Genomic DNA, 23,738 nt, shown 5'->3' with positions numbered 1-23,738 from the left:
ACCCCGGGCCCGCGGCGTCGCCGGGCGGCGGCGGGCCCCGGTCAGCCCGCGGGCCGGACCGCCTCGTCCGGCCCCTGCCAGGTGAGGGCGATGCCGTGCTCGGCGAGCCAGGCGTCGAGGTCGTGGCCGTGCGCGGCCAGCGCGGCCACCGTCTCGTGGCACCGGTGCAGCGCCCACTGCGCGGTCGCGGTGTCGATCAGCCCGGCCGCGACGGCCTCGACGAACTCGTCGACGTCGAGCACCTCGGTCGACCGGCCCCGCCGGACGACGAGGTCGAGGTAGAGGTCCGTGGTCCGCCACGTGGTCTCGCCCGGCTCGATCCGGGCGACGTCGAGGTAGAAGTCCTGGTCCCGCTCGTGCCCCGGGTTCCACCGCCAGTCGGTGACCACGAGCCCCAGCCCGGGCAGCAGCCACGACTCGATCCAGTACGCCGACGCCCGGCCCACGACCTCGCGGCTCATGTAGAGGCCGAAGGGGGTGCGGCGGTACTCCGCCACCGCCCGGCGGAAGCCCTTGTTGTCGACGTTGACGGCGGCGGGCACGTCGAAGGTCTGGATCTTCGGCGGGTGCACGCCGCCGATCCTGCCCGACGAACGGTCCCCGCGGGGGGTTCGGCGGCGGGAAACTGTCGGGGGTCGCTCGTACCCTGGGACCGTGGCATTCGCGACAGAGGTTCCCGGCAGCGCACGCGAGGGCGGCGAGGCGGAGGTCCCGCTCGCGCACTCGGAGTACCGCCCCGTGGGCGAGATCGAGCGCACCGGCGGGCACTTCGAGGTCGTCAGCGAGTACGAGCCCGCGGGCGACCAGCCGGCGGCGATCGACGAGCTGGAGAAGCGGCTCAAGCGCGGCGAGCAGGACGTGGTGCTGCTCGGCGCCACCGGTACCGGCAAGTCGGCCACCACGGCGTGGCTCATCGAGCGGGTGCAGCGGCCCACCCTGGTGATGGCCCCGAACAAGACGCTCGCGGCGCAGCTGGCCAACGAGCTGCGGGAGATGCTCCCGAACAACGCGGTCGAGTACTTCGTCTCGTACTACGACTACTACCAGCCCGAGGCGTACATCGCGCAGACGGACACGTACATCGAGAAGGACTCCTCGATCAACGACGACGTGGAGCGCCTGCGGCACTCCGCCACGCAGAACCTGTTGTCGCGCAGGGACGTCGTGGTCGTCGCGTCGGTGTCCTGCATCTACGGCCTGGGCACCCCGCAGTCGTACCTCGACCGCTCGGTGAAGCTCGACGTCGGCGGCGAGATCGACCGGGACGCGTTCCTGCGCCTGCTGGTCGACGTGCAGTACACGCGCAACGACCTGAGCTTCGCCCGCGGCACCTTCCGGGTGCGCGGCGACACCGTGGAGATCATCCCGGCGTACGAGGAGCTCGCGATCCGGATCGAGTTCTTCGGGGACGAGATCGAGGCGCTCTACTACCTGCACCCGCTGACCGGGGACGTGGTCAAGCAGGTCGACACCGTGCGGATCTTCCCGGCCACGCACTACGTCGCCGGGCCCGAGCGGATGGAGCGCGCGGTCCGGGACATCGAGAAGGAGCTGGAGGAGCGGCTCGCCGAGCTGGAGAACCAGGGCAAGCTGCTCGAGGCCCAGCGGCTGCGCATGCGCACCCAGTACGACCTGGAGATGATCCGCCAGGTCGGGTTCTGCTCCGGCATCGAGAACTACTCGCGGCACATCGACGGTCGCGGCCCGGGCACCGCACCGGCCACCCTGATCGACTACTTCCCGGACGACTTCCTGCTGGTCATCGACGAGTCGCACGTCACCGTGCCGCAGATCGGCGGCATGTACGAGGGCGACATGTCCCGCAAGCGGAACCTGGTGGAGTTCGGTTTCCGGCTGCCGTCGGCGGTCGACAACCGTCCGCTGACGTGGGAGGAGTTCGCGGACCGGATCGGGCAGACGGTCTACCTGTCGGCCACCCCGGGCCCGTACGAGCTGTCCCGCACCGGCGGCGAGTTCGTCGAGCAGGTCATCCGCCCGACGGGCCTGGTCGACCCCGAGATCGTCGTGAAGCCCACCAAGGGCCAGATCGACGACCTGGTGGGCGAGATCCGCGAGCGCGCCGAGCGGGACGAGCGGGTCCTGGTCACCACGCTGACCAAGAAGATGGCCGAGGACCTCACCGACTACCTGCTCGAGCTGGGCATCCGGGTGCGGTACCTGCACTCGGAGGTCGACACGCTCCGCCGGGTCGAGCTGCTCCGCCAGCTCCGGCTCGGGGAGTACGACGTGCTGGTCGGCATCAACCTGCTCCGCGAGGGCCTGGACCTGCCCGAGGTGTCGCTCGTCGCGATCCTCGACGCGGACAAGGAGGGCTTCCTCCGCTCCGGCACCTCGCTGATCCAGACGATCGGCCGCGCGGCACGTAACGTGTCCGGGCAGGTGCACATGTACGCGGACACGGTCACCGAGTCGATGCAGCACGCGATCGACGAGACCGAACGCCGCCGGGCCAAGCAGATCGCCTACAACAAGGAGAAGGGGATCGACCCGCAGCCGCTGCGGAAGAAGATCGCCGACATCCTGGACCAGGTCTACCGCGAGGCGGAGGACTCCGAGGTGCCCGTCGGCGGGTCCGGGCGCAACGCCTCCCGCGGCAAGCGCGCGGCGGGGGAGCCGGGCCGCACGTCCGGGGGCAGCTCGGGGATCGTCGCGGGCCGCGACACGACGGCGATGCCGCGCGCGGAGCTGGCGGACCTCATCCAGCAGATGAACGACCAGATGCTGGCCGCGGCCCGGGACCTGCAGTTCGAGCTGGCCGCCCGGCTGCGGGACGAGATCCAGGACCTGAAGAAGGAGCTGCGGGGGATGGACGCGGCCGGGATCAGCTGAGCCGCGGCGCGGTGCGGCCGGTCCCGGCGGGTCCCGACGGCGGGGGCGTGCCTCGGAGATCCGGCGCGTTGCCGGGGCGATCCGGCGCGTTGCTACGGTGGGCGCCGTTTCGACGCACGAGCCGGAGGACCGCGTGACCCTCTCCCACACCCACCCTGGCGCCGCCGGGAAGTTGGGCGAGGTGGTCCGGCGGATCCGGCCGCGTGTGGCGTCGCCGCGCACCCTGAAGCTGAGCCTGCCGCTGCTGGCGATCTCCGTCGCGGGCATGCTCGTGCACACGCACGGCTACCACATCGACCTCGAGGTGTACCGGCTCGGCGTGCGCACCTGGCTCGAGGGCGGCGACATGTACGGCCCGCTGCCGCCCACGATCTCCGGGCTGGCGCTGCCGTTCATCTACCCGGTGTTCGCGGCGATGGTGCTCACCCCGCTGGCGCTGCTGCCGTGGACGCCGGCGTGGGTGCTGCTCTTCGCGCTCTCACTGGCCTCGCTCGCGGTCACGCTCTACCTCGCGGCGCTGCGGGCCTGGCCCGCCGGCGGCCGGAGCGGGGCGGTGTCCGTCGCCTTCCTGGCGCTGCCGGTGCTGCTGTGGATCGAGCCGGTGCTCGAGACGTTCGAGTTCGGGCAGGTCAACCTCGTCCTCATGGCGCTGGTGGCGATCGACTGCCTGGCCCCGCGCACCCGCTGGCCGCGCGGGCTGCTCGTCGGGCTGGCCGCGGCGATCAAGCTGACCCCGGCCGCGTTCGTGCTGTTCTTCCTCCTGCGCCGGGACCTACGGGCCGCCGTGGTCACGGTCGTCACCGCCGCGGCCGCGACCGCGCTCGGCTTCCTGGTCGACGCCCACTCGTCGGCCGCCTACTGGTTCGGCGGCCCGGCGGCCGGCGTCAGCGGCTCGGTGTTCTACACGAACGAGACGATCCAGGCGGTGGTGGCGCGGTGGGGGGTCGACGGCCCGCTGCTGACCGGGATCTGGGTCGTCGTCTCCGTGGTCCTGCTGGTCCTGCTGGTCCCGACCGTCCGGCGGGCCGACCCGGCGATCGCGCTGTCCGCCATGGCCGCGTTCATGCTCCTGGTGTCGCCGACCTCCTGGTCGCACCACTGGGTGTGGATCGCGCCGGCGGTCGTCGCGGTGGGCGCGCACGCCGCCCGGACCCGGCGCACCGGCTGGATCGCCGTCGAGCTGGTGCTGCTGGTCGCGTTCTTCGTCGCGCCCTTCCGCTGGCTGCCCGGCAACAACCAGGTCGAGCTGGGGTGGAACGCCGCACAGCAGGTCGTCGGGGCCACGTACGTGATCGTCGCGATCGCGCTGCTGGCCGTCGCCTGGCGGTACTACTCGCGGCGGCCCGCCGAGGTCGACCGGGCGTGAACCACGACGAGATCGCCGCCTACGCCCTGGGCAAGCCCGGCGCGGAGCCCGACGAGCCGTGGGAGGGCGATCTCGTGGCCAAGGTCGGCGGCAAGATCTTCGCGTTCCTGGGCGGCGAGGGCGTCGGGCTGAAGTGCGGGCGGGACGCGGACGAGGCCGCGGAGCTGCGGGAGCGCTACCCGGGGGCGGTCACGGTGTCGCCGTACATCGGCCGCTACGGCTGGAACGTCGTCCCCCTCGACGGCACGGTGCCGGACGAGGAGCTCCGCGAGCTGGTCGACGAGTCGTACGAGGCCGTCGTCGCCAGGCTGCCGAAGAGCAAGCGCCCCTAGGGGTTCCCCGCGCCGGTCGTCTCGGCGATCGTCGCGTGGAGCGCGTCGACCACCGTGCGCACGGCCGACCGCTCGGCCACGCTCTCCCGCATCACGACCTCGATCAGCCGGGCGGCCCGGACCCCGGCGAGCGGGCGGCGCAGGAACCGCCGGCCGCCCCGGTCGTCGGTCGACCAGCGGGGCAGCAGGGCAACGCCGACCCCGGCGGCGACCAGCTCCTCGGTCACCGCGAAGTCGTTGATCCGCTGCACGACCCGCGGCCGGGTGCCGGTACGGGTGGTGAGCGAGCGCAGCACGTCGTCGACCGGCCAGCCGACGTTGACGCTGATCCACGGCTCGCCGGCCAGCTGGTCGAGTCGGAGCCGGCGGTGCCGGCCGAGCGGGTGCCCGGGCGGCAGCACGACGTCGAGGGGCTCCCGGACCAGCGGCACCACGCGGTGCCGCCCGCTCGCGAGCGGATCGGCGTGCTCGTCCCGGTGGGCGACGACGAGATCGTGGTCAGCGGCGAGGACGGGCACCTCGGGCGGGGTCATGTCGACGTCGCGGACCTGCAGGTCGATACCGGTGCCCGCGACCCGGCGCAGCAGCCCGGCCAGCATCATCCGGGCGCCGGAGGGGAACACGGCCATCCGCACCCCGCCGTGCGGCGTGGTGCGCAGCGCCTGGACCGTCGCCTCGGCCCGGGCGAGCGCGGCGAGGACGTGCTCGGCCTCGGCGACGAGGGCCTGCCCGGCCGCGGTGAGTCGCAGGCCTCGACCCTCGGGCTCGGTCAGCGGGACGCCGACCTCGTCCGCCAGCGCCTTGAGCTGCTGCGAGATGGCCGACGGGGTGAAGCGCAGGGCCCGGGCCACGGCGGTGACCGAGCCGCGGTCGGCGAGCTCGCGGAGCACCCGGAGGCGCTGCACGTCCATGAAGCCACGCTACACGATCTCTTCAGAACATATCGCTGGTCTTCCAGGTCACCGGACCGCAGGCTGGGAACCGTGACCGCCCGCCACCGCCTGCTCGCCGTCCTCGTCGCCGCTCTGTGGGGCGGGAACTTCCTGGCCATCCACGTCGGTCTCGACCATTTCCCGCCGCTGTTCCTGGCGGGCCTGCGGATGCTGGTCATCGCGGTCCCGGCGCTGCTGTTCGTGCCGCGCCCGCAGGTCCCGCTGCGCTGGCTGTTCGGCTACGGGCTCGGCTTCGGGACCGTGCAGTTCCTCTTCCTGTTCGTGGCGATGGACGTCGGCATGCCCACGGGGCTCGCATCGCTGGTCCTGCAGGCCTCGGCGCCGTTCACGGTGCTGCTCGGGGCGCTGTTCCTGCGGGAGCGGCTCTCGGTGCGGCAGGCGGTCGGGATCGGTCTGGCGGTGCTCGGGCTGGCGGCGATCGCGGTCTCCCGCGCCCAGGCCGCCGCCCTGGTCCCGGTCCTGCTGACCCTGTGCGGGGCGCTGGGCTGGGCCTTCGGCAACCTCTGCAGCCGGCTCGCGGCGCCGCCCAGGCCGATGCACCTGACCCTGTGGATGTGCGTGGTCCCGCCGATCCCGCTGTTCGCGGCGTCGATGCTGACGGAGGGGCCGGGGGCGGGCTGGTCGGCGCTGGGCGCGGCCTTCTCGGTCGAGGGCCTGCCCGGCCTCGCCGCCCTCGTCTACCTCTCGGTGATGGCGACGGTCGTGGGCTCGGGCATCTGGACCTGGCTGATGCGCCGCTACCCGGCGGGCGTGGTCGCGCCGTACTCGCTGCTGGTGCCCGTCGTCGGGATCGCGCTGGCGGCCGTGGTGCTGGGGGAGCGGCCGAGCGTGACCGAGCTGGTGGCGGCCGTCGTCATCGTCGGCGGGGTGCTGCTGGGCACGCCGCGGCCCGCCCGGACCACGCCGGACGAGGTCGTGGGCACCGAGGACGAGCCGCTCGTCGGCGATCGGCGCACCGCGGCCTGACCTGTCGGACGGCGCGTCCCGCAGCACGCTCAACTATGGTGGGAACACGTCCCGTCGCCGTGCCGCGTCGCCCCGCGGCCGCGCACCGGAGTCGTGCCGGGGCGGGGCGGAGGTGACGTGGCGGGCGCGGAGATCAAGCCGGGGAGCAACGGGCAGCCGGGGGGTCGCGGCGTGTGCGCGGTGCGCCCGGGCACGGACGTCGGCCGGCACGCGAAGGTCCTCGCGCACCTGCACGACGCCGTCCTGGCCGGGGCGACGCCGTCGCCCGAGATCCGGTCCCTGGTCGCCCGGTCCTGGCAGCGCGTGCGCGCCCAGGGCGTCGATCCCGAGCACGGCGAGCCGGCCGGTCCGCTCGCCGCCGACGAGGTCGAGCGGCGTCGGTCCGGCTCCCCGCTGCAACGCGTCCTGCCGGAGCTGCGTGCGGCGCTGACCTCGGTGGCCGAGGACGCGCGGCACGTCATGGTGGTCACGGACGCGGACGGGATCCTGCTGTGGCGGGAGGGCGCCAACCGCGTGCGGCACCGGGCGGACGGGCTCGGGTTCACCGAGGGCGCCGACTGGTCCGAGGCCTCCGTCGGCACCAACGCGATCGGGACCGCCCTGGCCGAGGGAGCGCCCGTCCAGCTCTTCGCGGCCGAACACTTCGTGCGCTCCCACCACGTGTGGACGTGCACCGCCTGCCCCGTGCACGACCCGCGCACGGGCGAGCTGCTCGGTGTCGTGGACGTCAGCGGGCCGGCCGAGACGATCCACCCGACGACCGTGGCCCTGGTCGGGACGGCGGTGAAGCTGGCCGAGGCGAGCCTGTGGCGCCAGCACGAGGTCCGGCTCGACGCGCTGCGCGGCGTCGCGGCCCCGCTGCTGTCCGCGGTACCCGGGGCCGGACTGGTCGTCGACGACCACGGCTGGGTCGCCGCCGTCACCGGGATGCCCAGCATCGAGCGGGTCGCCGCCCCGCGCGCCGACCGGCCGCTGGCGGTGCACGGGGTCGGCCTGTGCCTGCCCGAGCCGGTGCCCGGCGGGTGGCTGCTGCGGTCGGCCGACGCCGGCTCGGCGGCGTCCGGCGGCCTCACGCTGACCCTGGACCTCGCGGGCCGGCCGCGGGCGGTCGTCGACGGCGCGGCGCGCTGGGTGCACCCGCTCTCGACCCGGCACGCCGAGCTGCTGGTGCTGCTCGCGAGGGCCGGGGCGCGGGGGCTCGACGCGGGCGCGCTGTCCGCCGCCCTCTACGGCGACCGGGACCACCTGGTCACGGTCCGGGCCGAGATGAGCAGGCTGCGGCGGGGGCTGGGCGGGCTGCTGCTCGCCCGGCCCTACCGGATCGCCGACGAGGTCGCGGTGCACGTCCCGCCGCTGGCCGGGACGGTGCTCGCCGGGTCGGCGGCACCGGGCATCCGCGGCCTGCTGGAGGCGGAACGCTGACTCAGCTGGTGATGTCCTTGCGGTGGAAGCGCCAGGCCGCCAGTGCGAACAGCACCGCGGCCCAGGTGATGCTGCCGAAGGCGCCGCGGGTCATGTCGCCCCAGTCGACCCGGCTCGCGAGCAGGTCGGACCAGGCGTTGGCGTAGTGCGTCGGCAGGTAGTTCCGCAGGCCCTCGAGCGCGGTGATCTGGTCGAGGATCTGCGAGACGATGGACGTCATCACCGCGCCGCCGACCGCGCCCAGCGGGGCGTCCGTGCTCACCGACAGCAGCAGCGCCAGGCCGGCGACCCACAGCAGGTTCACCGCCACGTACACGCCGCCGAGCAGCGCCCGCCCGGTCGCGGCCCAGTAGCCCAGTGACTCGCCGGTGGGGCTGACCAGGTCGCCGGTGCCGTAGGCGAGCGTGCCGACCACGAGCGCCACCACCGGGAGCAGCAGCAGCGCCGCGAAGGACAGCACCCCGGCCACGATCGCCTTCTGCCGCAGCAGCCGCGCGCGGGGCACGGGGGCGGCGAGCAGGTACCTCAGCGAGGACCACGAGGCCTCGGACGCCACGGTGTCGCCGAAGAACAGCGCCACCACCACGACCAGCAGGAACCCGGCCGTCGCGAACAGGGCGAACACGGCGAAGTTGGTGCCGCTGCCCTTGGCCAGGTCGACCAGGTTGACCGAGGTGCCCGCGCCGTCGTCGCTGGTCAGCGAGAAGGCGATCCACAGAATCACCGGCAGCAGCGCGACCAGCGCGAACGTCACCTGCGTGCGGCGCCGCCTGAGCTGGCGGACCAGCTCGACCCGCAGCGGGAGCGTCCGGCCCGCCCGGTACGACGACGCGGGCGAGCCCTCCGCCCTCAGCAGGCCGACGTGGCCCTTCCGGGTCGACGGGTCGGCGTACTTCGCGTCCCGGTGCAGCCAGTCGCCCCGCGACTCGTGCTCGCTCGGCTGCGTCATGGTGCCGTGTCCTCTCCGACGAGCTGGAGGAACGCGTCCTCCAGGCGGCGGCGCGGGCCGGCGGACTCCACCGAGATCCCGGCCGCGACCAGGGCCTGCACCGCCGACGCGCGCGGGGTGCCGTTGAGCTCCGCGTGCACCAGGCGGCCCTCGGCGGCCACGTCGCGGACGCCGTCGAGCGCCACGAGGACCTCGACCGCGCGGTCCGGCGCGTCGACGCCGAAGCTGGCCGCGCCGCCGCCGGCGATGATGTCGTCGACCGTGCCGTCCGCGACGACCCGGCCGTGGTGCATGACGACGACGTGCGTGCACGTCTGCTCGACCTCCGCCAGCAGGTGGCTGGAGACCAGCACGGTCCGCCCGCCCTCGGCGTAGCGGCGCAGCAGCTCCCGCATCGCGTGGATCTGGGGCGGGTCGAGCCCGTTGGTCGGTTCGTCGAGCACGAGCAGCTCCGGCAGGCCGAGCATGGCCTGCGCGATGGCGAGCCGCTGCCGCATGCCCTGGGAGTAGGTGCCCACGCGGCGGTGCACCGACTCGCCGAGCCCGGCGACCTCCAGGGCCTCCTCGAGGTGCGCCTCCTCGGTCGGCCGGCCGGTGGCCGCCCAGTAGAGCCGCAGGTTGTCGGCGCCGGAGAGGTGCGGCAGGAAGCCGGGACCCTCGACGAACGCGCCGATCCGGGCCAGCACCGGGGCGCCGGGCCCGACGGGCTCGCCGAACGCCCGGATCGAGCCGGCGGTGGGCGAGATCAGGCCCATCAGCATGCGCAGCACGGTCGTCTTGCCGGCGCCGTTCGGCCCGAGCAGGCCCAGGACCATGCCGGGCCGGACGGTGAACGACACGTCCTTCACCGCGCTGAACCCGCCCTTGTAGGTCTTGGCGAGGCCGCTGATCTGCAGCGGCGGGGCGTCCGCGGCGCCGGCCGGGGGGACCTCGCGCCGGCGGCGCAGCGCCTTCGCGAGCACCCAGCCCACGAGCGACAGCAGCAGGACGACGCCGATCCCGATCAGCGGCCACACCGGCACCGTGCTGGTGGTCACCGCCCGGCCGGGCACCACCGGGACGTCGAGCGCGGCGCCCTCGGCGAGCCCGATCCGCCAGACGGCCGGCTGCGCGGGGGAGGCGAAGCCCTGGTCGGTGGTGCTGACCGAGACGACCAGGCGGTTGCCGACCTCGATCGGCGCGACGACCCCGGGCAGTGTGATGGACACCCGGGCGGGGCTGCCGTCGGCGGGGACGGCGACCCGGACCGGGGCGACGGCGTTGCCCAGCAGCTGGCGCAGCCCGTCCTGGCCGACCTCGTAGGCCTTGGCGAACAGGACGGCCTCGTCGGCGGCGGGTTGGCCGGGCATCCGCGAGACGGTGACGTCGACGCGCGGCGCGCCCGCGACGTCCGTCTGCGCGGTGAGGGCCGGCCCGGTGAAGAGCGCGGACTGGCCCGGCAGGTCGGCGGTGAACGCCGAGAGCCGGCTGCCGAGCGAGCCGAGCGCACCGCCGAGGCCGGGCAGCGAGGTGATCGCGGCCGGGTTCCCGCCCGCGGGGTTGGCGACGACCTGGGGCTCGCCCTGCAGCGGCAGCGCCTGGGTGGTGACGGGCGCGGCGCCGGAGAGGCCGGGGTAGGCGTCGGCGACGACGGTGCGGCTCGTCGTGGTGGTCCGGCCGGCGCGAATCCCGCTCTCCACCTCGTAGGAGAAGGAGGTGCCGGGGTCCTCACCGGTGCCGCGCAGGTGGAAGTCGAACCACTCGCCGATCCGGTCGCGGACGGCCTGGCCCGGGGAGCCGCCGTCGTGCCCGCCCGCGTACCAGGCGAGCGTCACCGGCGTGCCGTGCGCGGCGATCTGGCGGGCGTTGGCGTCGGCCTGGTCGAGCCCGAAGAGGGTGTCCTGCTCGCCCTGCACGAGCAGGGTCGGCGCGGTGATGCGGTCGGTCACCGAGACCGGGGAGGAGCGCCGCAGCAGCGCCTCCGTGGCGGGGGAGAGGCGGCCCGTGGTCGCGGCTTCGGTGTAGGCCGCGCAGATCTCGGCGGTGAAGCGGCCGCAGGTCACGGGCGGGGCGTTCGGCGGGACGGCCGCCGCGGGCAGGCCGCCCCCGGCCCGGGCGCCCAGGGCGGCGGCGAGAGAGCCGGCGGTGGGGGTGGTGCCGCCGTCGCCCGTGGCACCGCCCTCGCCGGTGCTGCCGCCACTGGTGCCGGTGTCGCCGTCGGTGCCGGTGCCGCCGGCCGAGCCGGTGGACCCGTCGGTGCCGGCCGCGCTGGACGCCGAGCCGTTGCCGTCGGCCGGGGCCGTGCCGTCCGTCGAGTCGGTGCCGTCCGTCGAGTCGGTGCCGTTCGTCGAGTCGGTGCCGTCGTCGGTGCCGTCGTCGGTGCCGGTCGCGTCGCCCGCGCCGCTCGTGGCTCCACCGGCCCCTCCCGTGCCGCTCGAGCCGGAGGAGAAGAACACGCCGGCCCAGCCGCGCTTGAACACGCCGTCGCCGCCGAAGGTCCCGCGGGCCGGGGTGTCCTCCGGCAGGTCCGTCGGGCCGCCGGCGTTGGGGAAGAGCGCCTGGGAGAGGTCGTTCCAGGTGATCACGGGGGCGAGGGCGTCGACCCGCCGGTCGTACCCGGCGAGCAGCAGCGACAGCGCCCCGCCGTACGACCCGCCGGTCACGCCGACGCGCGGGTCGCCCGGCCCGTCCTGCTGCACCTCGGGGCGCTGCGCCAGCCAGTCGACGAGCTGCTGGGCGTCGGCGACCTCGTGGTCGGGGGAGTCCAGTGCGATCTGGCCGCCGCTCGCGCCGAACCCGCGCGCCGACCAGGTCAGGACGACGTACCCGCGGTCGGCGAGCTGCCGGGCGTCGGTGTCGACCGACCGCTTGCTCCCGCCGAACCCGTGCGCGACGAGCACCGCGGGTGCCGGCGTGGTCCCGGGCAGGTAGAGCGTGGTGTCGAGGGAGACGGTGCCGGGCACGCCCGGTCCGCCGCGCACGTCGATCCGCTGGTCGCTGGTGCGGATGTCCGCGGACGTGGGCGTGGGGGTCGGCGTGGTGCTGGCCGCGGCGGCGTCCGGCGTGAGGAGGAGCAGCGCGACCGTCGCGGCCGCGGCGGTGCCGAGGGCGGAGGCGCGACGAACCTGCCGCCCCCCGAGGACCGAGCGCTTCCGGGGGTGCTCGGGCCGGCGCTCGTCGCGGCGCGCGACCCGGCGCACGACGGCACGCGCGCCGACGGCGCGGAACAGGCGGGACACCCGGGAACCGTATCCGCGTGGAGCGGTCCACCGCGCGTGGCGCCTCAGGACGCTCTCAGTCGGAGGTGTCCGTCTCGCCCGATCCGATCGGTCCCGGCAGCGTGGCAGGCCATCGGCCCTGGTCACGTACCCGGTCATGGGGTGACGAGGCGCACCGCGCCCTTCGCGGGTTCACCTCGTGATCGTCGTGTCGGGAGCGGGAAGGTCGCTCAGCGACCCTCACGCTCCACGACAGGTGATCATGGCCCGGTGGACCAGGGGTTGCGGTGCATGCGCCACCCGCGCAGCGGGTCCCGCCCCCCAGCGGCTCCCGCACCACGATCGAGTCGGACCGGCGGTCAGTACCCCGACCGGCGGTCACCCGGTCGTCGGCCTTTCCCGACGCGCCGGGCCCGCCGCCCACCCGCCTCGTGATCTCGGGGCGACAGTCGGGGCGTGCCCCTGAACCCGGAGGGTGAGACGCCCGACCTCGGCATCCCGCGCCGGCTGGCCCGCGACATGACGATCGCGGACCAGCACGAGTGGATCCGCGCGGAGCTCCGGCGGCGACCGGTGACAAGGCGGGCCGCGCTGCGGGGCGGGATCGGGGCGCTCGCGGGGCTCGCGCTCGCCACCGGGCCGTGGACGGGCGTCGCGCACGCGGCGGAGGCGGGGATCGTCGGGCGGCACCTCGCGTTCGGCGACGACCCGCGGACCTCCATGGCGGTCGCCGGGGAGCTGACCGGCAAGCCCGCCGGCGACGTCCTGCTCGACCTCGGCCTCGACACCGGCTACGGCGCGACCGTGCCCGTCGAGCTGCGCGAGCTGGTCAGCCAGGTGCCGCGGGGCGAGGACGTCCGGGGCGGGCAGCAGCTCTTCGCGCACGCCCGGGCCGAGCGGCTCACCGCCGGCACCACCTACCACTACCGCTTCCGCCTGCCCGACGGCTCGACCACCCCGGACGCCACCTTCCGGACCGCCCCGGCGAAGGGCGATCGCACGCCGTTCACGTTCACCGCGTTCGCCGACCAGGGCGTCGCGTCCGACGACGGCGGGGGGAAGGGCGGCCGGACCGCACCCCCGAACGCCCTGACCGCGCTCGTCGCGAAGGACGCCCCCGCGTTCCACCTGCTCGCGGGCGACATCTGCTACGCCGAGCGGGCCGGGCGCGGCGAGCGCGACGGCTCGTTCGACCCGGGCCTCTGGACCAGGTACTTCGCCGCGATCGAGAAGAGCGCCGCCACCACGCCGTGGATGTTCGCCACGGGCAACCACGACATGGAGGCCGTGTACGACGACGGCGACTCCGGTCACGGCTACGGCGGGCACGCCGCCCGGCTGGACCTGCCGCGGACGGGGCCGTCGGGCTGCCCGTCGGTCTACGCGTTCACCCACGGCTGTGTGGGCGTGGTGAGCGTCGACGCCAACGAGCTCTCCACCGAGATCCGCGCGAACACCGGGTACAGCCGCGGCGCCCAGGTCCGCTGGCTCACCGACACCCTCGCGGCCTTCCGCGCCGACCCCGCCGTCACGTTCGTGGTGGTGTTCTTCCACCACTGCGCCTACTCGACGAGCGACTCGCACGCCTCCGACGGCGGCGTCCGCTCGGCCCTGACGCCGCTGTTCGACCGCTTCTCCGTCGACCTGGCCGTCCAGGGCCACAACCACCAGTACGAGCGCACGGACCCGATCCGCGACGGCGACGCCACCCGGGAGGCGGCGGACCGGGCGACGGTCCGTCCCGCGACGGACGGCACGACCTACATCTGCGTGGGCTCCGGCGGGCGGAGGAGCAACGGCTGGCTCGACGGCGGGGGCGACCGGTACCGGGGCCGGACCGGCGAGGACCGGAAGATCCGCAGCCGCGTGATCGGCAAGGACGGCGAGCGGTCGGAGACCGTCGGGTGGTCCCGGGTGCGCTACGCCGGCTACGCCTACCTGCGCGTGGAGGTGCAGCCGGAGGCGCCCGGGCGGATCGCGACGATGCGGGTCCACGCCGTCACGGCCGACGGCGAGGAGATCGACCGGGTCGACCTCGCCCGGCCCGTGCCGGGCGTCGCCGGCGTGTCGTCGGTGCCCGCCCTGCGGCCGGCCACCCCACCGGCCCTGCCGCCCACGGTCCCCGCCGGCTGGTCGCGTACTCCGACCGGGTTGTCGGTACCTGCCGGTTCGTCCGTTTCGTCCCCCGGTCGGCGGCTCTGACCGGTGTGGTCGGTCACCCCCGCTGGCGGTCGGTGGGACGCGGCGTGCAGACTGGTGCCGCACCGCAGGGGAGTATCCCGGTCACGGTGGCGTCGTCAGCACGGAGACGGGCCCGCAGCCCAGGACCGACAATCATGCGGATCCCGAACCCGGCGCCACTGATCCGCAGCAGAGCGGAGGGGAGAGACCTCGGGGCAGTCCCGTGCTGCCCGAGACCCCTGGAGCTCTCCACGTGAACGTGCCCGTCTGGCTCTGGTTCGCCACCATCGGCGGCCTGGTGGCCATCATCCTGGCCGACCTGTTCCTGGTCGACCACAAGCCGCACGCCGTGACGATCAAGGAAGCCACCCGCTGGGTGCTCTTCTACATCGCCCTCGCCGTGCTGTTCGGCCTCGGTGTCTGGTACTTCGCGGGCGGCCAGTACGCCGGCGAGTTCTTCGCCGGCTACATCACCGAGTACTCGCTCTCGGTGGACAACCTCTTCGTCTTCGTGATCATCATGGCGTCGTTCGCGGTGCCGGCGATCCACCAGCACCGCGTGCTGCTGGTCGGGATCGTGATCGCGCTGGTGATGCGCGGCCTGTTCATCGCCGTCGGCGCCGCCGCCATCAACGCCCTGAGCTGGATCTTCTACCTCTTCGCCGCGTTCCTGATCTACACCGCCGTGAACATGGTCCGGCAGGGCATGGGCGGCGACGAGGAGGAGTGGAAGGAACCGCGCGTCGTCTCGCTGGTCCGCCGGGTGCTGCCGGTGACCGACCAGTTCCACGGCTCCAAGACCACCGTCAAGCTCGACGGCAAGCGCTGGGTCACCCCGATGCTGATCGTCATGATCGCGATCGGGCTCACGGACCTGCTGTTCGCGCTCGACTCCATCCCGGCGATCTTCGGGCTCACCCAGGAGCCCTACCTGGTCTTCACGGCCAACGCCTTCGCCCTGATGGGCCTGCGCCAGCTCTACTTCCTGCTCGGCGGGCTGCTCAAGAAGCTGGTCTACCTGTCCTACGGGCTGGCCGTCATCCTGGCGTTCATCGGCGTCAAGCTGGTGCTGCACGCCCTGCACGAGAACGAGCTGCCCTTCCTCAACGGCGGCCAGCCGATCCCGGTCCCGGAGGTCAGCATCGCCGTGTCGCTGCTGGTCATCGTGGGTGTCCTGGCGATCACGACGGTGGCCAGCCTGGTCGCGGTGCGCCGCCGGCCCGAGCTGGCCGAGGGCCACGGCTCCTCCGTCGCGGTGCCGGTCGCGCACAGCCGCGAGGAGGCCGAGGCGATGGACCGGCACGACCGGGAGATCGACGAGGAGATGGCCCGCTACGACCGCGAGCACTCCTGAGACCCCGCCGTGCGCGGCGGGTGGTGCCGGTGCACCGCTCGCCGCGCACGGGCGCGTCGGCGCAGCGCGTGCCGGTCAGCGCAGGTTCTCGAGGTGGACCAGCTCCACCCGGCGCAGCTCGCCCTCCTGCACCGTCGCGGTCATCCACGTGTGCGTGGGCTGACGGCGGCGGTCGGTGGGGGAGCCGGGGTTGAGCAGCCGCAGGCCCGTGGGAGCCGTCGAATCCCACGGGACGTGGCTGTGCCCGAACACGAGCACGTCGACGTCGGGGAACCGGGTGGCCATCCGCCGCTCCCGGCCCTGGGCGGCGCCGGTCTCGTGGGTCACGGCGAACCGCAGGCCGCCCAGCTCGAACCGGGCGACCTCGGGGAGGCGTTCGCGCAGCTCCGGGCCGTCGTTGTTGCCCCAGACACCGACGACCCGGGGTGCCCGCGCCTCGAGGGCCGTGAGCAGTCCCGGGTCCATCCAGTCGCCGGCGTGGACGACGAGGTCGTCCGCGTCGAGCGACTCCACCGCCTCCCACAGCGGCGCGGGCAGGTCCTTCGCCCGCACCGGCACGTGGGTGTCGGAGACGATGAGCAGATCCACCGCCGGCGTCACTGCACCGCGAGCAGGTCCACCACGAAGATCAGGGTCTCGCCGCCCTTGATGACGCCGCCGGCGCCGCGGTCGCCGTAGCCCAGGTGCGGCGGGATGACCAGCCGGCGGCGTCCGCCGACCCGCATGCCCTGCACGCCCCGGTCCCAGCCCTGGATGACCTGGCCGGCGCCGAGGCCGAACTGCAGCGGCTGGCCGCGGTTGTAGGAGGCGTCGAACTCCTCCCCGGTCGAGTGCGCCACGCCCACGTAGTGCACGGCCACCCGCCGGCCGGCCTTCGCCTCCTCGCCCTCGCCGACGGTGATGTCGGTGATCTCGAGGTCGGACGGGGCCGGGCCCTCGATCGGGTCGACGTCGGGCTTCTGCGGTGCCATCGTCGGGTTCCTCCTGGGTCTCGCGTCGGTCGCCGCCACCCTGCCAGACCCCCGGCGGGCCCCGCCGTCCGGAGGGTGGCGCGCGGCCCGCCCGGCCCGCTACGAAGGGATCATGCCCGCACCCTCGTCACAGGCGACGATCACCGCGCTCCACCGCTTCCCCGTCAAGTCGATGCAGGGGGAGCGGGTCGACGTGCTCGCCCTGCTCCCCGGCGGCGCCCTCGGCGACCGCGCCTACGCCGTGGTCGACGCCGAGGACGGCACGGTGGCCAGCGCCAAGTACCCGCGCAAGTGGGGTGCGCTGCTCGGCTGCCACGCCACCTTCCTCGCCGAGCCCGAGCCGGACGCCGCCCCGCCGCCCGTCGCCGTCACCCTGCCCGACGGTCGCACCCTGCGCAGCGACGAGGGCGGGCTCGACGCCGCCCTGTCCGACCTGCTCGGCCGGGCCGTCGTGCTGTCCTCCGACCCGACCGCCGGCGCCGAGTTCGAGGAGCAGTGGCCGCAGATCGAGGGCCTCGCCCCGCAGTCCTTCATCGACGACACCACCGTCGAGCACAGCGACGAGGGCGAGCCGGTCAGCCGGATCGGCACCGCCGGGCTCACCCCGACCGACTCCTTCCTCGACCTCGGCGTGCTGCACCTGATGACCGGGTCGACGCTGGCGGCGCTGGCCGAGGCCGCCCCCGGCTCGGTGTTCGACGCCCGCCGCTACCGGCCGAACCTGCTGCTGGACACGGGAGAGGGCCCCGGCTTCGTCGAGGACGGCTGGGTGGGCGAGACCCTCGCCGTCGGCGACGTCCGGATCACGGTGACCATGCCGACCATGCGCTGCGTGATGACGACCCTGGCGCAGGAGGGCCTGCCCGAGGACCGGGACACCCTGCGCACGATCGCGAAGGTCAACCGGCGGCGCATCCCCGGGATGGGGACCTGGGCGTGCGCGGGTGCCTACGCGGACGTCGTCACCGGCGGCACGGTCCGGGTCGGGGACGTGGTCGGCCCGAGCTGACCGCACCCGACCACCGGGGCTCCGCGGGCCCGGTCGCAGGGCCCGTTCGCCGGGCGGGACGGCCGGGCCGCGCGTAGCGTCGGACGCCGTGCCCGACCGCTCCCGTCCCGCCCGTCCGCACGCCCCGGGCTCGCCCTCATGACCTCCGCTCCCGCCCGCAGCGGGACCGAGGAGGACTACACCCCCGATCCGCGCCGCTGGCGGGCCCTGTCCGTCACGCTCGCCGCGGGGTTCATGACCCTGCTCGACGTCAGCATCGTCTCGGTGGCGCTGCCGTCCATCCAGCAGGGGCTCGCCACGAACCCGGCGGGTGCGCAGTGGGTGGTCTCGGGCTACGCGCTGACCTTCGGCCTCGCACTGGTGCCGGCGGGGCGGCTGGGCGACGCGTTCGGGCGCCGCCGGATGTTCCTCATCGCCCTCACCGCGTTCGTCGCGTTCAGCGTGCTCTGCGGCGCGGCACCCACGATCGAGCTGCTCGTGGTCGCCCGGCTGCTGCAGGGCTTCGCGGCCGGCTCGCTCGCGCCGCAGAACTCCGGCCTGATCCAGAGCCTGTTCCGCGGCGCGGAGCGCGGGCGGGCGTTCGGCTTCTTCGGCGCCACGGTCGGGATCTCGACGGCGGCGGGCCCGATCGTCGGGGGGCTGCTGCTCGCGGCCTTCGGCCAGCCCGACGGCTGGCGGTGGATCTTCTACGTCAACGTCCCGATCGGCGTGCTCGCCGTGGTCCTCGCGGCGCGGCTCCTCCCCGGGGCCGAGACCCGCGAGCGGCCGCACATCGACTGGACCGGGGCGCTGCTGCTCGGCGGGGCGGTGCTCGCGCTGCTGCTGCCGCTGGTGCAGGCGGAGTCGGGCGGGCTCGCGCGGCTGTGGTGGCTGTTCCCGGCCGGTGCGGTGCTGGTGGCGGTGTTCCTGTGGTGGGAGCGCCGGGAGGTCGGGCGCGGCGCCGAGCCGCTGTTCGACATCCGCCTCGTCACCGAGACCTCCGGGTACGCCCCGGGCGCCCTGCTCGGGCTCGTCTACTTCACCGGCTTCTCCGGCGTCTGGATCGTGTTCGCGCAGTTCTTCCAGGCCGGCCTCGGCTACACGCCGCTGCAGTCCGGGCTCTCGGTCACGGCGTTCGCCGTCGGCTCCGCGGGCTCGGCGGTGGTGGCCGGGCGGCTCGTCGAGCGCTTCGGGCGCCGGCTCACGGTGTTCGGGCTGTCGCTGGTGGCGGTGGGCATCGGCGCGACCGCGGTGATCCTCGCGCTGGTCCCGGGCGGGATCGCCGGGTTCGCGGCGGCCCCGGCCCTGCTCGTCGGCGGCATCGGCGGCGGGTTCGTGATCTCGCCGAACATCACCATGACGCTGCGCAACGTGCCGGTGCGGATGGCGGGGTCGGCGGGTGGCGCCCTGCAGACCGGCCAACGCGTGGGCGCGGCGGTCGGCACCGCCGTCGTCGCCGGGGTGTTCTACGGCGTGCTGGGCGCCGCGGGCAGGTCCTACCAGGCCGCGATCGCCGGCGCGCTCGGCGTGGCCGTGCTGACCACGCTCGTCGCGCTCGGGGTGGGCATCCACGACCTGCGCACCGAGCGCCGCCGGGCGGACGGCGTGGGTGCCCCGGAGCCCGACGCCCCGGACACCCGGGGCGACGGGGTCACCGCCGACGACGACACTCCCCACCACATCTCGCACGACTGAGCTCGCACGACCGAGCTCGCACGACTGAGCGGGCGACACGCGGGACGGGCCTCAGGCCGGCGGCGCGGGCACCCCCAGGGCGTCGCGGAGGAACCGCACCTGCAGGAGCAGCAGGTTCTCGGCGACGACCTCCTGCGGCGTCATGTGCGTGACGCCGGACAGCGGCAGCACCTGGTGCGGGCGCCCGGCGGCCAGTAGCGCCGACGACAGCCGCAGGGTGTGCGCGGCGACGACGTTGTCGTCGGCGAGCCCGTGGATGATCATCAGCGGGCGGTTCGGCCGGTCCTCCGTCGCCGGGGCGGCGGCGTCGGCCAGCAGCGAGGACCGCTCGTAGGCGGCCTTCTCGACGTCCGGGTGGCCGAGGTAGCGCTCGGTGTAGTGGGTGTCGTAGAGCTCCCAGTCCGTGACCGGCGCGCCCGCGACCGCGGCGTGGAAGACGTCCGGGCGGCGCAGCACCGCGAGGGCCGCCAGGAACCCGCCGAAGGACCAGCCGCGGATGCCGACCCGGGTGAGGTCGAGGTCGGGGTTCTCGACGGCGAGGGAGCGGAGGGCGTCGACCTGGTCGTCGAGCACGGGCCCGGCGAGGTCGAGGTGCACGGCCCGCTCGAACTCCGGGCCGCGCCCGGGCATCCCGCGCCCGTCGACGACGACCACGGCGAAGCCCTGCTCGGCGAACCACTGGCTGGTCAGGTGCGGGTTGCGGGCGGCGTAGACGCGCTGGCCGTGCGGCCCGCCGTAGGGGTCCATCAGCACGGGCAGCGGCGTGCCCGGCTCCCACCAGGAGGGCAGCAGCAGCGCGGTCTGCAGCCGCCGCTCCCCGGCGCGGTGCAGGGAGATCCGCAGGCCGAGGCCGGGATCGGCGGCGTACGACGCGATCTCCCGTCCGACGCCGGCGGCCTCGACGGTCGTCACCGCCGCCGACGCGAGGTCGGTCGAGGTCCGGACGAGGGCGCCACCGACCAGGCGCCCGGAGTGCACCCCCTCCTCGGGCGACGCCGGCAGCAGGCCGTCCTCCGCGCTCCACGTCCACAGCCGGACCGAGGCGGGCGTGGTCGAGCCGCTGATCAGCAGCGTGTCGCCGTCGACGTCGAGCAGGCTCCGCACCTGGATCTCCGGCGGGGTGACCGGCTCGCCGTCGACCAGCACCCGGTGCGCCCCGTCCCGGTGCGCCAGCTTCACGAGCGCGCCCGAGGCGGTGTGCACCCGCAGCCCGGGCGTGGCGTCGACCCACACCGGGTCGGTCTCCTCGTCGGCGAGCGAGGTCGCGCCCGTGTCCGGGTCCACGGCGAGCATCCGCAGCGCCTTCTGGTCCCGCGGCTGCACGACCACGAACAGGCCCCGGTCGTCCCACACGACGTCGACCACGTACTCGTCCCGCTCGACGTCCCGGACGATCGGTGTGCGGCCGCCGTCGAGCCCGACGACCTCGAGCGACACCGAGGGGTTCGTGGTGCCGGCCGCCGGATAGCGGACGGCCGCGGGGGTGCGGTCGGGGTTGGCCGGGTCCGCGATGTGCCACACCGGCACCGCGGACTCGTCGACCCGCGCGACGACGAGGCGGTCGCCGTCGGGCGACCACCAGAAGCCGCGCATCCGGTCGATCTCCTCGGCGGCGACGAAGTCCGCGAGGCCGTAGGTGACGTCCGCGTCCTCGGGGGCCAGCAGCGTCTCGGTGGTGCGGGCGGCGACCAGGTGCACGTGCAGCGCGCCGCCGGAGACGAAGGCGATCCGCGCGCCCGTCGGATCCAGCCGCGGGTCGATCACGGCCCCGTCCGTGTCGATCAGCCGCGGGGTGAGCCCGCCCGCGAACTCGGCGAGGTAGAGCTTGCCGGACAGCGGGAACACCGCCCGGGTCACGGCGCGGTCCGTCGCGTACCCGACCACGCCGCCGGCCTGCTCGCGCGCGCGCTCGCGCCGGGCCCGCTCCTCGGCCGGCAGGTCCTCGACGTCCGTGTCGTCGAGCTCCTGCGGGTCGGCGACCAGCCGCTCCTCGCCCGTCTCCAGCTCCAGGCTCCACAGGCAGGTCACGGGATCGGTGCCGCCGCGGCTGCGCAGGAAGACCACCCGCCCGCCGTCGGGCGAGACGGTGACGCCGCGCGGGGCACCGAGGGTGAACCGGCGGGTGCGCGCGTGCAGGCGGGGGAAGGACTCGGTGCTCGGCTGGCTCACGGGGGCAGTCTGCCGGACCCCGCGGCGGACGACCGCGCGACCGGCACGGTCGACGTCAGGGCGCGGGCCCGGTCCGCTCGACCCGCCCGGAGGACCGCTCGGCCCTGGGCCCGTCTCCGTTTCCCGGCGCGAGCGTTGGGAACTGCATCACCACCAACGGAGGTGACCGATGATCAACGTGTACCTCTCGGCCCGCGCCCTGGCGGCGGCGCGGTCGGTCGACCCCGGCGTCTCGCCGGCCGCCGTGCACGCCGCCGTCGAGATCGCCCTGGTCGAGCAGCTGCGCGAGGTCGCGTCGTGGTCCCCGGACCGGATCCGGGACCGCGCGGCGCGAATAGAGCAGGACGCCACGGGCTGACCGCCCGGGCCACCCGCCGCTGTCAGTTCACGCAGGGCCTGTCAGTTCACGCAGGGCACCGCGGCGGCGTCGATCACGGGGCGGTGCTGCCATGGGTCGTCCAGCGGCGCGACCGCCGTGGTCGGGGCGCCGGCCGGGGGGACCGGTGAGGTCGCCGGGACGGCGGTCGGGGTGGTGGCGGGCGGCCCGGTCGCCGTCATCGTCGTCGTCGGTGGCGCCGTCGTCGTCGCCGCTCTCGCCGTCGTCGCGTCGGCCCGGGTCCGCGCGTCGTCGGCGGCCGGCGCGGCGGTCCCCGGCGTGCCGGCCTCCGGTGCGGTCCCGTCGGCGCGGGCGTCCGTGAACAGCACGGTGTGCACGAAGTCCCGCACCTGGTCGTCGTCGATCTCGACCGCCACGCCGTCGACGGGGGTCCACAGGTCCGGCCGGATCGTGGGAACGGTCCGGAACACGACGTCGCCGCCCGCGAGTCCGCCCAGCCGGCCCACGACCTGCCGCAGGTCCCATCCCGAGTCGACGACGACGTGCCGGCTGACGACCCCGAGCAGGTCGGACACCGTGGCGGGGTCGGCGAGGGTGCCGGCGGCGAGGACCCGGTGGGCCAGGCCGGCCAGGAACGCCTGCTGACGGGTGATCCGGTCGAGGTCGCCGCCCTCGAGCCCGTGCCGCTGGCGCACGAACGCCAGCGCCGCGGCGCCGCTCACCGTCTGCGGGCCGGCGGGCAGGTCCACCCCGGAGTAGGCCCGGTCGTCGACGGGCTGGTTGAGGCAGACGTCGACCCCGCCGAGCGTGCTGGTGAGCTCGACGAACCCGGCGAGGTTGAGCTCCGCGTAGTGGTCGACCGTGGTGGCCGAGACGGCCTCGACGGTCGCGACCAGGTTCGCGCGGCCCGCCTCCCGGCTGCGCCGGTCCAGCTCGGCGCCGGTGACGCCCTGCGCCTCGAGCCGCTCCTCCTCGGCGCGGTAGGCGCGGCCGTACGCGGAGTTGATCTTGTGTCGGCCGCTGCCGTCGGCGAGCGGGACGTAGGAGTCCCGCGGGAAGGACACGGTGACGACGGGGGAGCGCGGGTCCGCCGGCACGCGGACCAGCATGATCGTGTCGGTGTGCAGCTCGCCGCCGTCGTCCCCGGCGTGGATCCGGGCGAGCAGGTCCGGCGGGAGCGGCTCGCCCTGCGCGTCCGTGCGGCTGTCGAGCCCGACCAGCAGCGCGGTGTAGCTGCGCGCGGCCGGGGACGGTGCGGTTGCCGGGGTACCGGGGCGGGACGCCAGGACCGAGCTGGTCGTGAGGCCGGCGGCGAAGGTCCGGGACACGGACCAGACGTAGCCGGTACCGGCCAGGACCGCGAGGGCGAGCAGCGCGACGCCGGTCCGGCCGGCCCCCAGCAGGACGCGGCGGAGCGTGCGGGACCGCTGCGGGCGCTTCTCCATCCGTTCCTCTCACGCACAGGAGCCCACTGCACGTCCCGACGCTGCGACCGTCCAGAGGAGACGCGGCCACGACGGGCCGTCGGCCGAGCGTACGGGCCGTGTCCGTGGACGGGGCGGACGAGTGATCACCTCCACCCGACCGGCCCAACGCGGGCGGTACCGGGGTCACTCCCGCCGGGTGAGGTGTCGGGCGCGCCGGCGGCGCCACCCTGCCGACACCGGGAAGACCGCGACAGACGAGGAGAGCGGGATGAGTGATCGTCGGACGGACCCGTCGTGGGACGACCTCGACCAGGGACTGCTGATCGGTGCGGTGATCCTGCTGAGTGTGGGTGCCCTGGCGGGCATGAGCGGCTCCGTGCTGGTCGGGGCCGCCGTGCTCAAGGCGACCCGCCGCTGGATGCGCCGTGCGGACCTGCCGCCCGCCGACCTCGCCAGGCTCAAGTGGGCCCAGGCCCGGGCGGCGGCCGGTGCGGGTGCCGGTGCCTGGCGCGCCTCCGAGCCCGCGGCCCGTCCCGCCGTGCCCGTGCCCTGACCGGAGGAACACCTGCCGACATGCGGAC

19 protein-coding genes are annotated in these 23,738 nt (G+C 74.8%); 11 read left to right on the top strand and 8 right to left on the bottom strand.

Features of this window, described 5'->3' with window-relative positions:
* Window positions 1-41: 41 nt before the first annotated feature.
* Complete coding sequence (locus ABD990_RS11070; RefSeq protein ID WP_425569578.1) at window positions 42-572, bottom strand: ribonuclease FAU-1 family protein; 531 nt, start codon at window positions 570-572, stop codon at window positions 42-44.
* Between the two features lie 82 nt (window positions 573-654).
* Here ABD990_RS11070 and uvrB point away from each other — a divergent pair, with 82 nt between their 5' ends.
* The 3 genes from uvrB (at window position 655) to ABD990_RS11055 (ending at window position 4,548) form a co-directional block, all read left to right on the top strand.
* Window positions 655-2,850, top strand: coding sequence for an excinuclease ABC subunit UvrB (uvrB, locus tag ABD990_RS11065; RefSeq protein WP_345380258.1), 2,196 nt, complete (start codon window positions 655-657; stop codon window positions 2,848-2,850).
* 133 nt (window positions 2,851-2,983) lie between these two features.
* The gene (locus ABD990_RS11060) at window positions 2,984-4,216 is read left to right on the top strand and encodes a glycosyltransferase 87 family protein (RefSeq protein WP_345380256.1); all 1,233 of its coding nucleotides are present in this window, start codon (window positions 2,984-2,986) and stop codon (window positions 4,214-4,216) included.
* On the top strand, window positions 4,213-4,548 hold the full coding sequence (locus ABD990_RS11055) for an MmcQ/YjbR family DNA-binding protein (RefSeq protein WP_345380255.1): 336 nt from the start codon (window positions 4,213-4,215) through the stop codon (window positions 4,546-4,548). Before ABD990_RS11060 ends, ABD990_RS11055 begins: the two co-directional genes overlap by 4 nt.
* Here the strand turns inward: ABD990_RS11055 and ABD990_RS11050 are convergent.
* Window positions 4,545-5,459: a LysR family transcriptional regulator gene (locus ABD990_RS11050; RefSeq protein ID WP_345380253.1), complete on the bottom strand. Its 915-nt coding sequence runs from the start codon at window positions 5,457-5,459 to the stop codon at window positions 4,545-4,547. The two genes, ABD990_RS11055 and ABD990_RS11050, sit on opposite strands and share 4 nt — an antisense overlap.
* Window positions 5,460-5,531: 72 nt before the next feature.
* On the opposite strand from ABD990_RS11050, the gene ABD990_RS11045 reads away from it, so the two are divergent.
* Both ABD990_RS11045 and ABD990_RS11040 read left to right on the top strand, forming a co-directional pair.
* Window positions 5,532-6,467 carry an EamA family transporter gene (locus ABD990_RS11045; protein WP_345380251.1) on the top strand — a complete coding sequence of 312 codons (936 nt, stop codon included), beginning with the start codon at window positions 5,532-5,534 and terminating at the stop codon, window positions 6,465-6,467.
* 117 nt (window positions 6,468-6,584) lie between these two features.
* A complete protein-coding gene (locus ABD990_RS11040) occupies window positions 6,585-7,889 on the top strand; it encodes a GAF domain-containing protein (RefSeq protein WP_345380249.1) in 1,305 nt (434 codons plus the stop codon).
* Between the two features lies 1 nt (window position 7,890).
* Here the strand turns inward: ABD990_RS11040 and ABD990_RS11035 are convergent, their stop codons facing one another.
* Together ABD990_RS11035 and ABD990_RS11030 are read right to left on the bottom strand one after the other, a co-directional pair.
* The gene (locus ABD990_RS11035) at window positions 7,891-8,838 is read right to left on the bottom strand and encodes an ABC transporter permease (protein ID WP_345380248.1); all 948 of its coding nucleotides are present in this window, start codon (window positions 8,836-8,838) and stop codon (window positions 7,891-7,893) included.
* The gene (locus ABD990_RS11030) at window positions 8,835-12,056 is read right to left on the bottom strand and encodes an alpha/beta fold hydrolase (RefSeq protein ID WP_345380247.1); all 3,222 of its coding nucleotides are present in this window, start codon (window positions 12,054-12,056) and stop codon (window positions 8,835-8,837) included. The genes ABD990_RS11035 and ABD990_RS11030 overlap by 4 nt, the downstream gene beginning before the upstream one ends.
* A gap of 435 nt (window positions 12,057-12,491) precedes the next feature.
* Between ABD990_RS11030 and ABD990_RS11025 the strand changes: the two genes are divergently transcribed.
* Together ABD990_RS11025 and ABD990_RS11020 are read left to right on the top strand one after the other, a co-directional pair.
* Entirely contained in the window at window positions 12,492-14,237 is a 1,746-nt protein-coding gene (locus ABD990_RS11025) for a metallophosphoesterase (protein WP_345380246.1), read from the top strand.
* Between the two features lie 232 nt (window positions 14,238-14,469).
* A complete protein-coding gene (locus ABD990_RS11020; RefSeq protein WP_345380244.1) occupies window positions 14,470-15,570 on the top strand; it encodes a TerC family protein in 1,101 nt (366 codons plus the stop codon).
* Between the two features lie 75 nt (window positions 15,571-15,645).
* On the opposite strand, the gene ABD990_RS11015 is transcribed toward ABD990_RS11020, so the two are convergent.
* Both ABD990_RS11015 and ABD990_RS11010 read right to left on the bottom strand, forming a co-directional pair.
* Window positions 15,646-16,158, bottom strand: coding sequence for a metallophosphoesterase family protein (locus ABD990_RS11015; protein ID WP_345380243.1), 513 nt, complete (start codon window positions 16,156-16,158; stop codon window positions 15,646-15,648).
* An 8-nt stretch (window positions 16,159-16,166) separates the two neighbouring features.
* The gene (locus ABD990_RS11010) at window positions 16,167-16,541 is read right to left on the bottom strand and encodes an FKBP-type peptidyl-prolyl cis-trans isomerase (protein WP_345380241.1); all 375 of its coding nucleotides are present in this window, start codon (window positions 16,539-16,541) and stop codon (window positions 16,167-16,169) included.
* A 112-nt stretch (window positions 16,542-16,653) separates the two neighbouring features.
* Between ABD990_RS11010 and ABD990_RS11005 the strand changes: the two genes are divergently transcribed.
* Both ABD990_RS11005 and ABD990_RS11000 read left to right on the top strand, forming a co-directional pair.
* On the top strand, window positions 16,654-17,550 hold the full coding sequence (locus ABD990_RS11005) for an MOSC domain-containing protein (RefSeq protein WP_345380239.1): 897 nt from the start codon (window positions 16,654-16,656) through the stop codon (window positions 17,548-17,550).
* Window positions 17,551-17,688: 138 nt separating this feature from the next.
* Complete coding sequence (locus ABD990_RS11000; RefSeq protein WP_345380238.1) at window positions 17,689-19,224, top strand: MFS transporter; 1,536 nt, start codon at window positions 17,689-17,691, stop codon at window positions 19,222-19,224.
* A 51-nt stretch (window positions 19,225-19,275) separates the two neighbouring features.
* Here the strand turns inward: ABD990_RS11000 and ABD990_RS10995 are convergent, their stop codons facing one another.
* Window positions 19,276-21,393: a S9 family peptidase gene (locus ABD990_RS10995; protein ID WP_345380237.1), complete on the bottom strand. Its 2,118-nt coding sequence runs from the start codon at window positions 21,391-21,393 to the stop codon at window positions 19,276-19,278.
* Between the two features lie 169 nt (window positions 21,394-21,562).
* On the opposite strand from ABD990_RS10995, the gene ABD990_RS10990 reads away from it, so the two are divergent.
* On the top strand, window positions 21,563-21,751 hold the full coding sequence (locus tag ABD990_RS10990; RefSeq protein WP_345380236.1) for a hypothetical protein: 189 nt from the start codon (window positions 21,563-21,565) through the stop codon (window positions 21,749-21,751).
* A gap of 41 nt (window positions 21,752-21,792) precedes the next feature.
* Here ABD990_RS10990 and ABD990_RS10985 read toward each other — a convergent pair whose 3' ends face one another.
* Entirely contained in the window at window positions 21,793-23,175 is a 1,383-nt protein-coding gene (locus ABD990_RS10985; protein WP_345380234.1) for an LCP family protein, read from the bottom strand.
* Window positions 23,176-23,425: 250 nt separating this feature from the next.
* Between ABD990_RS10985 and ABD990_RS10980 the strand changes: the two genes are divergently transcribed.
* Window positions 23,426-23,710: a hypothetical protein gene (locus tag ABD990_RS10980; protein ID WP_345380232.1), complete on the top strand. Its 285-nt coding sequence runs from the start codon at window positions 23,426-23,428 to the stop codon at window positions 23,708-23,710.
* Window positions 23,711-23,738: the final 28 nt, after the last annotated feature.

Origin of the sequence: Pseudonocardia yuanmonensis (assembly GCF_039542425.1) — a bacterium.
In the GTDB taxonomy this organism is placed as follows: domain Bacteria; phylum Actinomycetota; class Actinomycetes; order Mycobacteriales; family Pseudonocardiaceae; genus Pseudonocardia; species Pseudonocardia yuanmonensis.
Note: the sequence above shows the minus strand (reverse complement) of the source record. Positions and strands in the feature narration are given on the sequence as shown.

Bases quoted from the DNA above. Each gene is read 5' to 3' on its own strand.
- ABD990_RS11050 (WP_345380253.1), bottom strand. From the start codon at position 5,459: ATGGACGTGCAGCGCCTCCGGGTGCTCCGCGAGCTCGCCGACCGCGGC.
- ABD990_RS11035 (WP_345380248.1), bottom strand. From the start codon at position 8,838: ATGACGCAGCCGAGCGAGCACGAGTCGCGGGGCGACTGGCTGCACCGG.
- ABD990_RS11010 (WP_345380241.1), bottom strand. From the start codon at position 16,541: ATGGCACCGCAGAAGCCCGACGTCGACCCGATCGAGGGCCCGGCCCCG.
- ABD990_RS11005 (WP_345380239.1), top strand. From the start codon at position 16,654: ATGCCCGCACCCTCGTCACAGGCGACGATCACCGCGCTCCACCGCTTC.
- ABD990_RS11000 (WP_345380238.1), top strand. From the start codon at position 17,689: ATGACCTCCGCTCCCGCCCGCAGCGGGACCGAGGAGGACTACACCCCC.
- ABD990_RS10990 (WP_345380236.1), top strand. From the start codon at position 21,563: ATGATCAACGTGTACCTCTCGGCCCGCGCCCTGGCGGCGGCGCGGTCG.
- ABD990_RS10985 (WP_345380234.1), bottom strand. From the start codon at position 23,175: ATGGAGAAGCGCCCGCAGCGGTCCCGCACGCTCCGCCGCGTCCTGCTG.
- ABD990_RS10980 (WP_345380232.1), top strand. From the start codon at position 23,426: ATGAGTGATCGTCGGACGGACCCGTCGTGGGACGACCTCGACCAGGGA.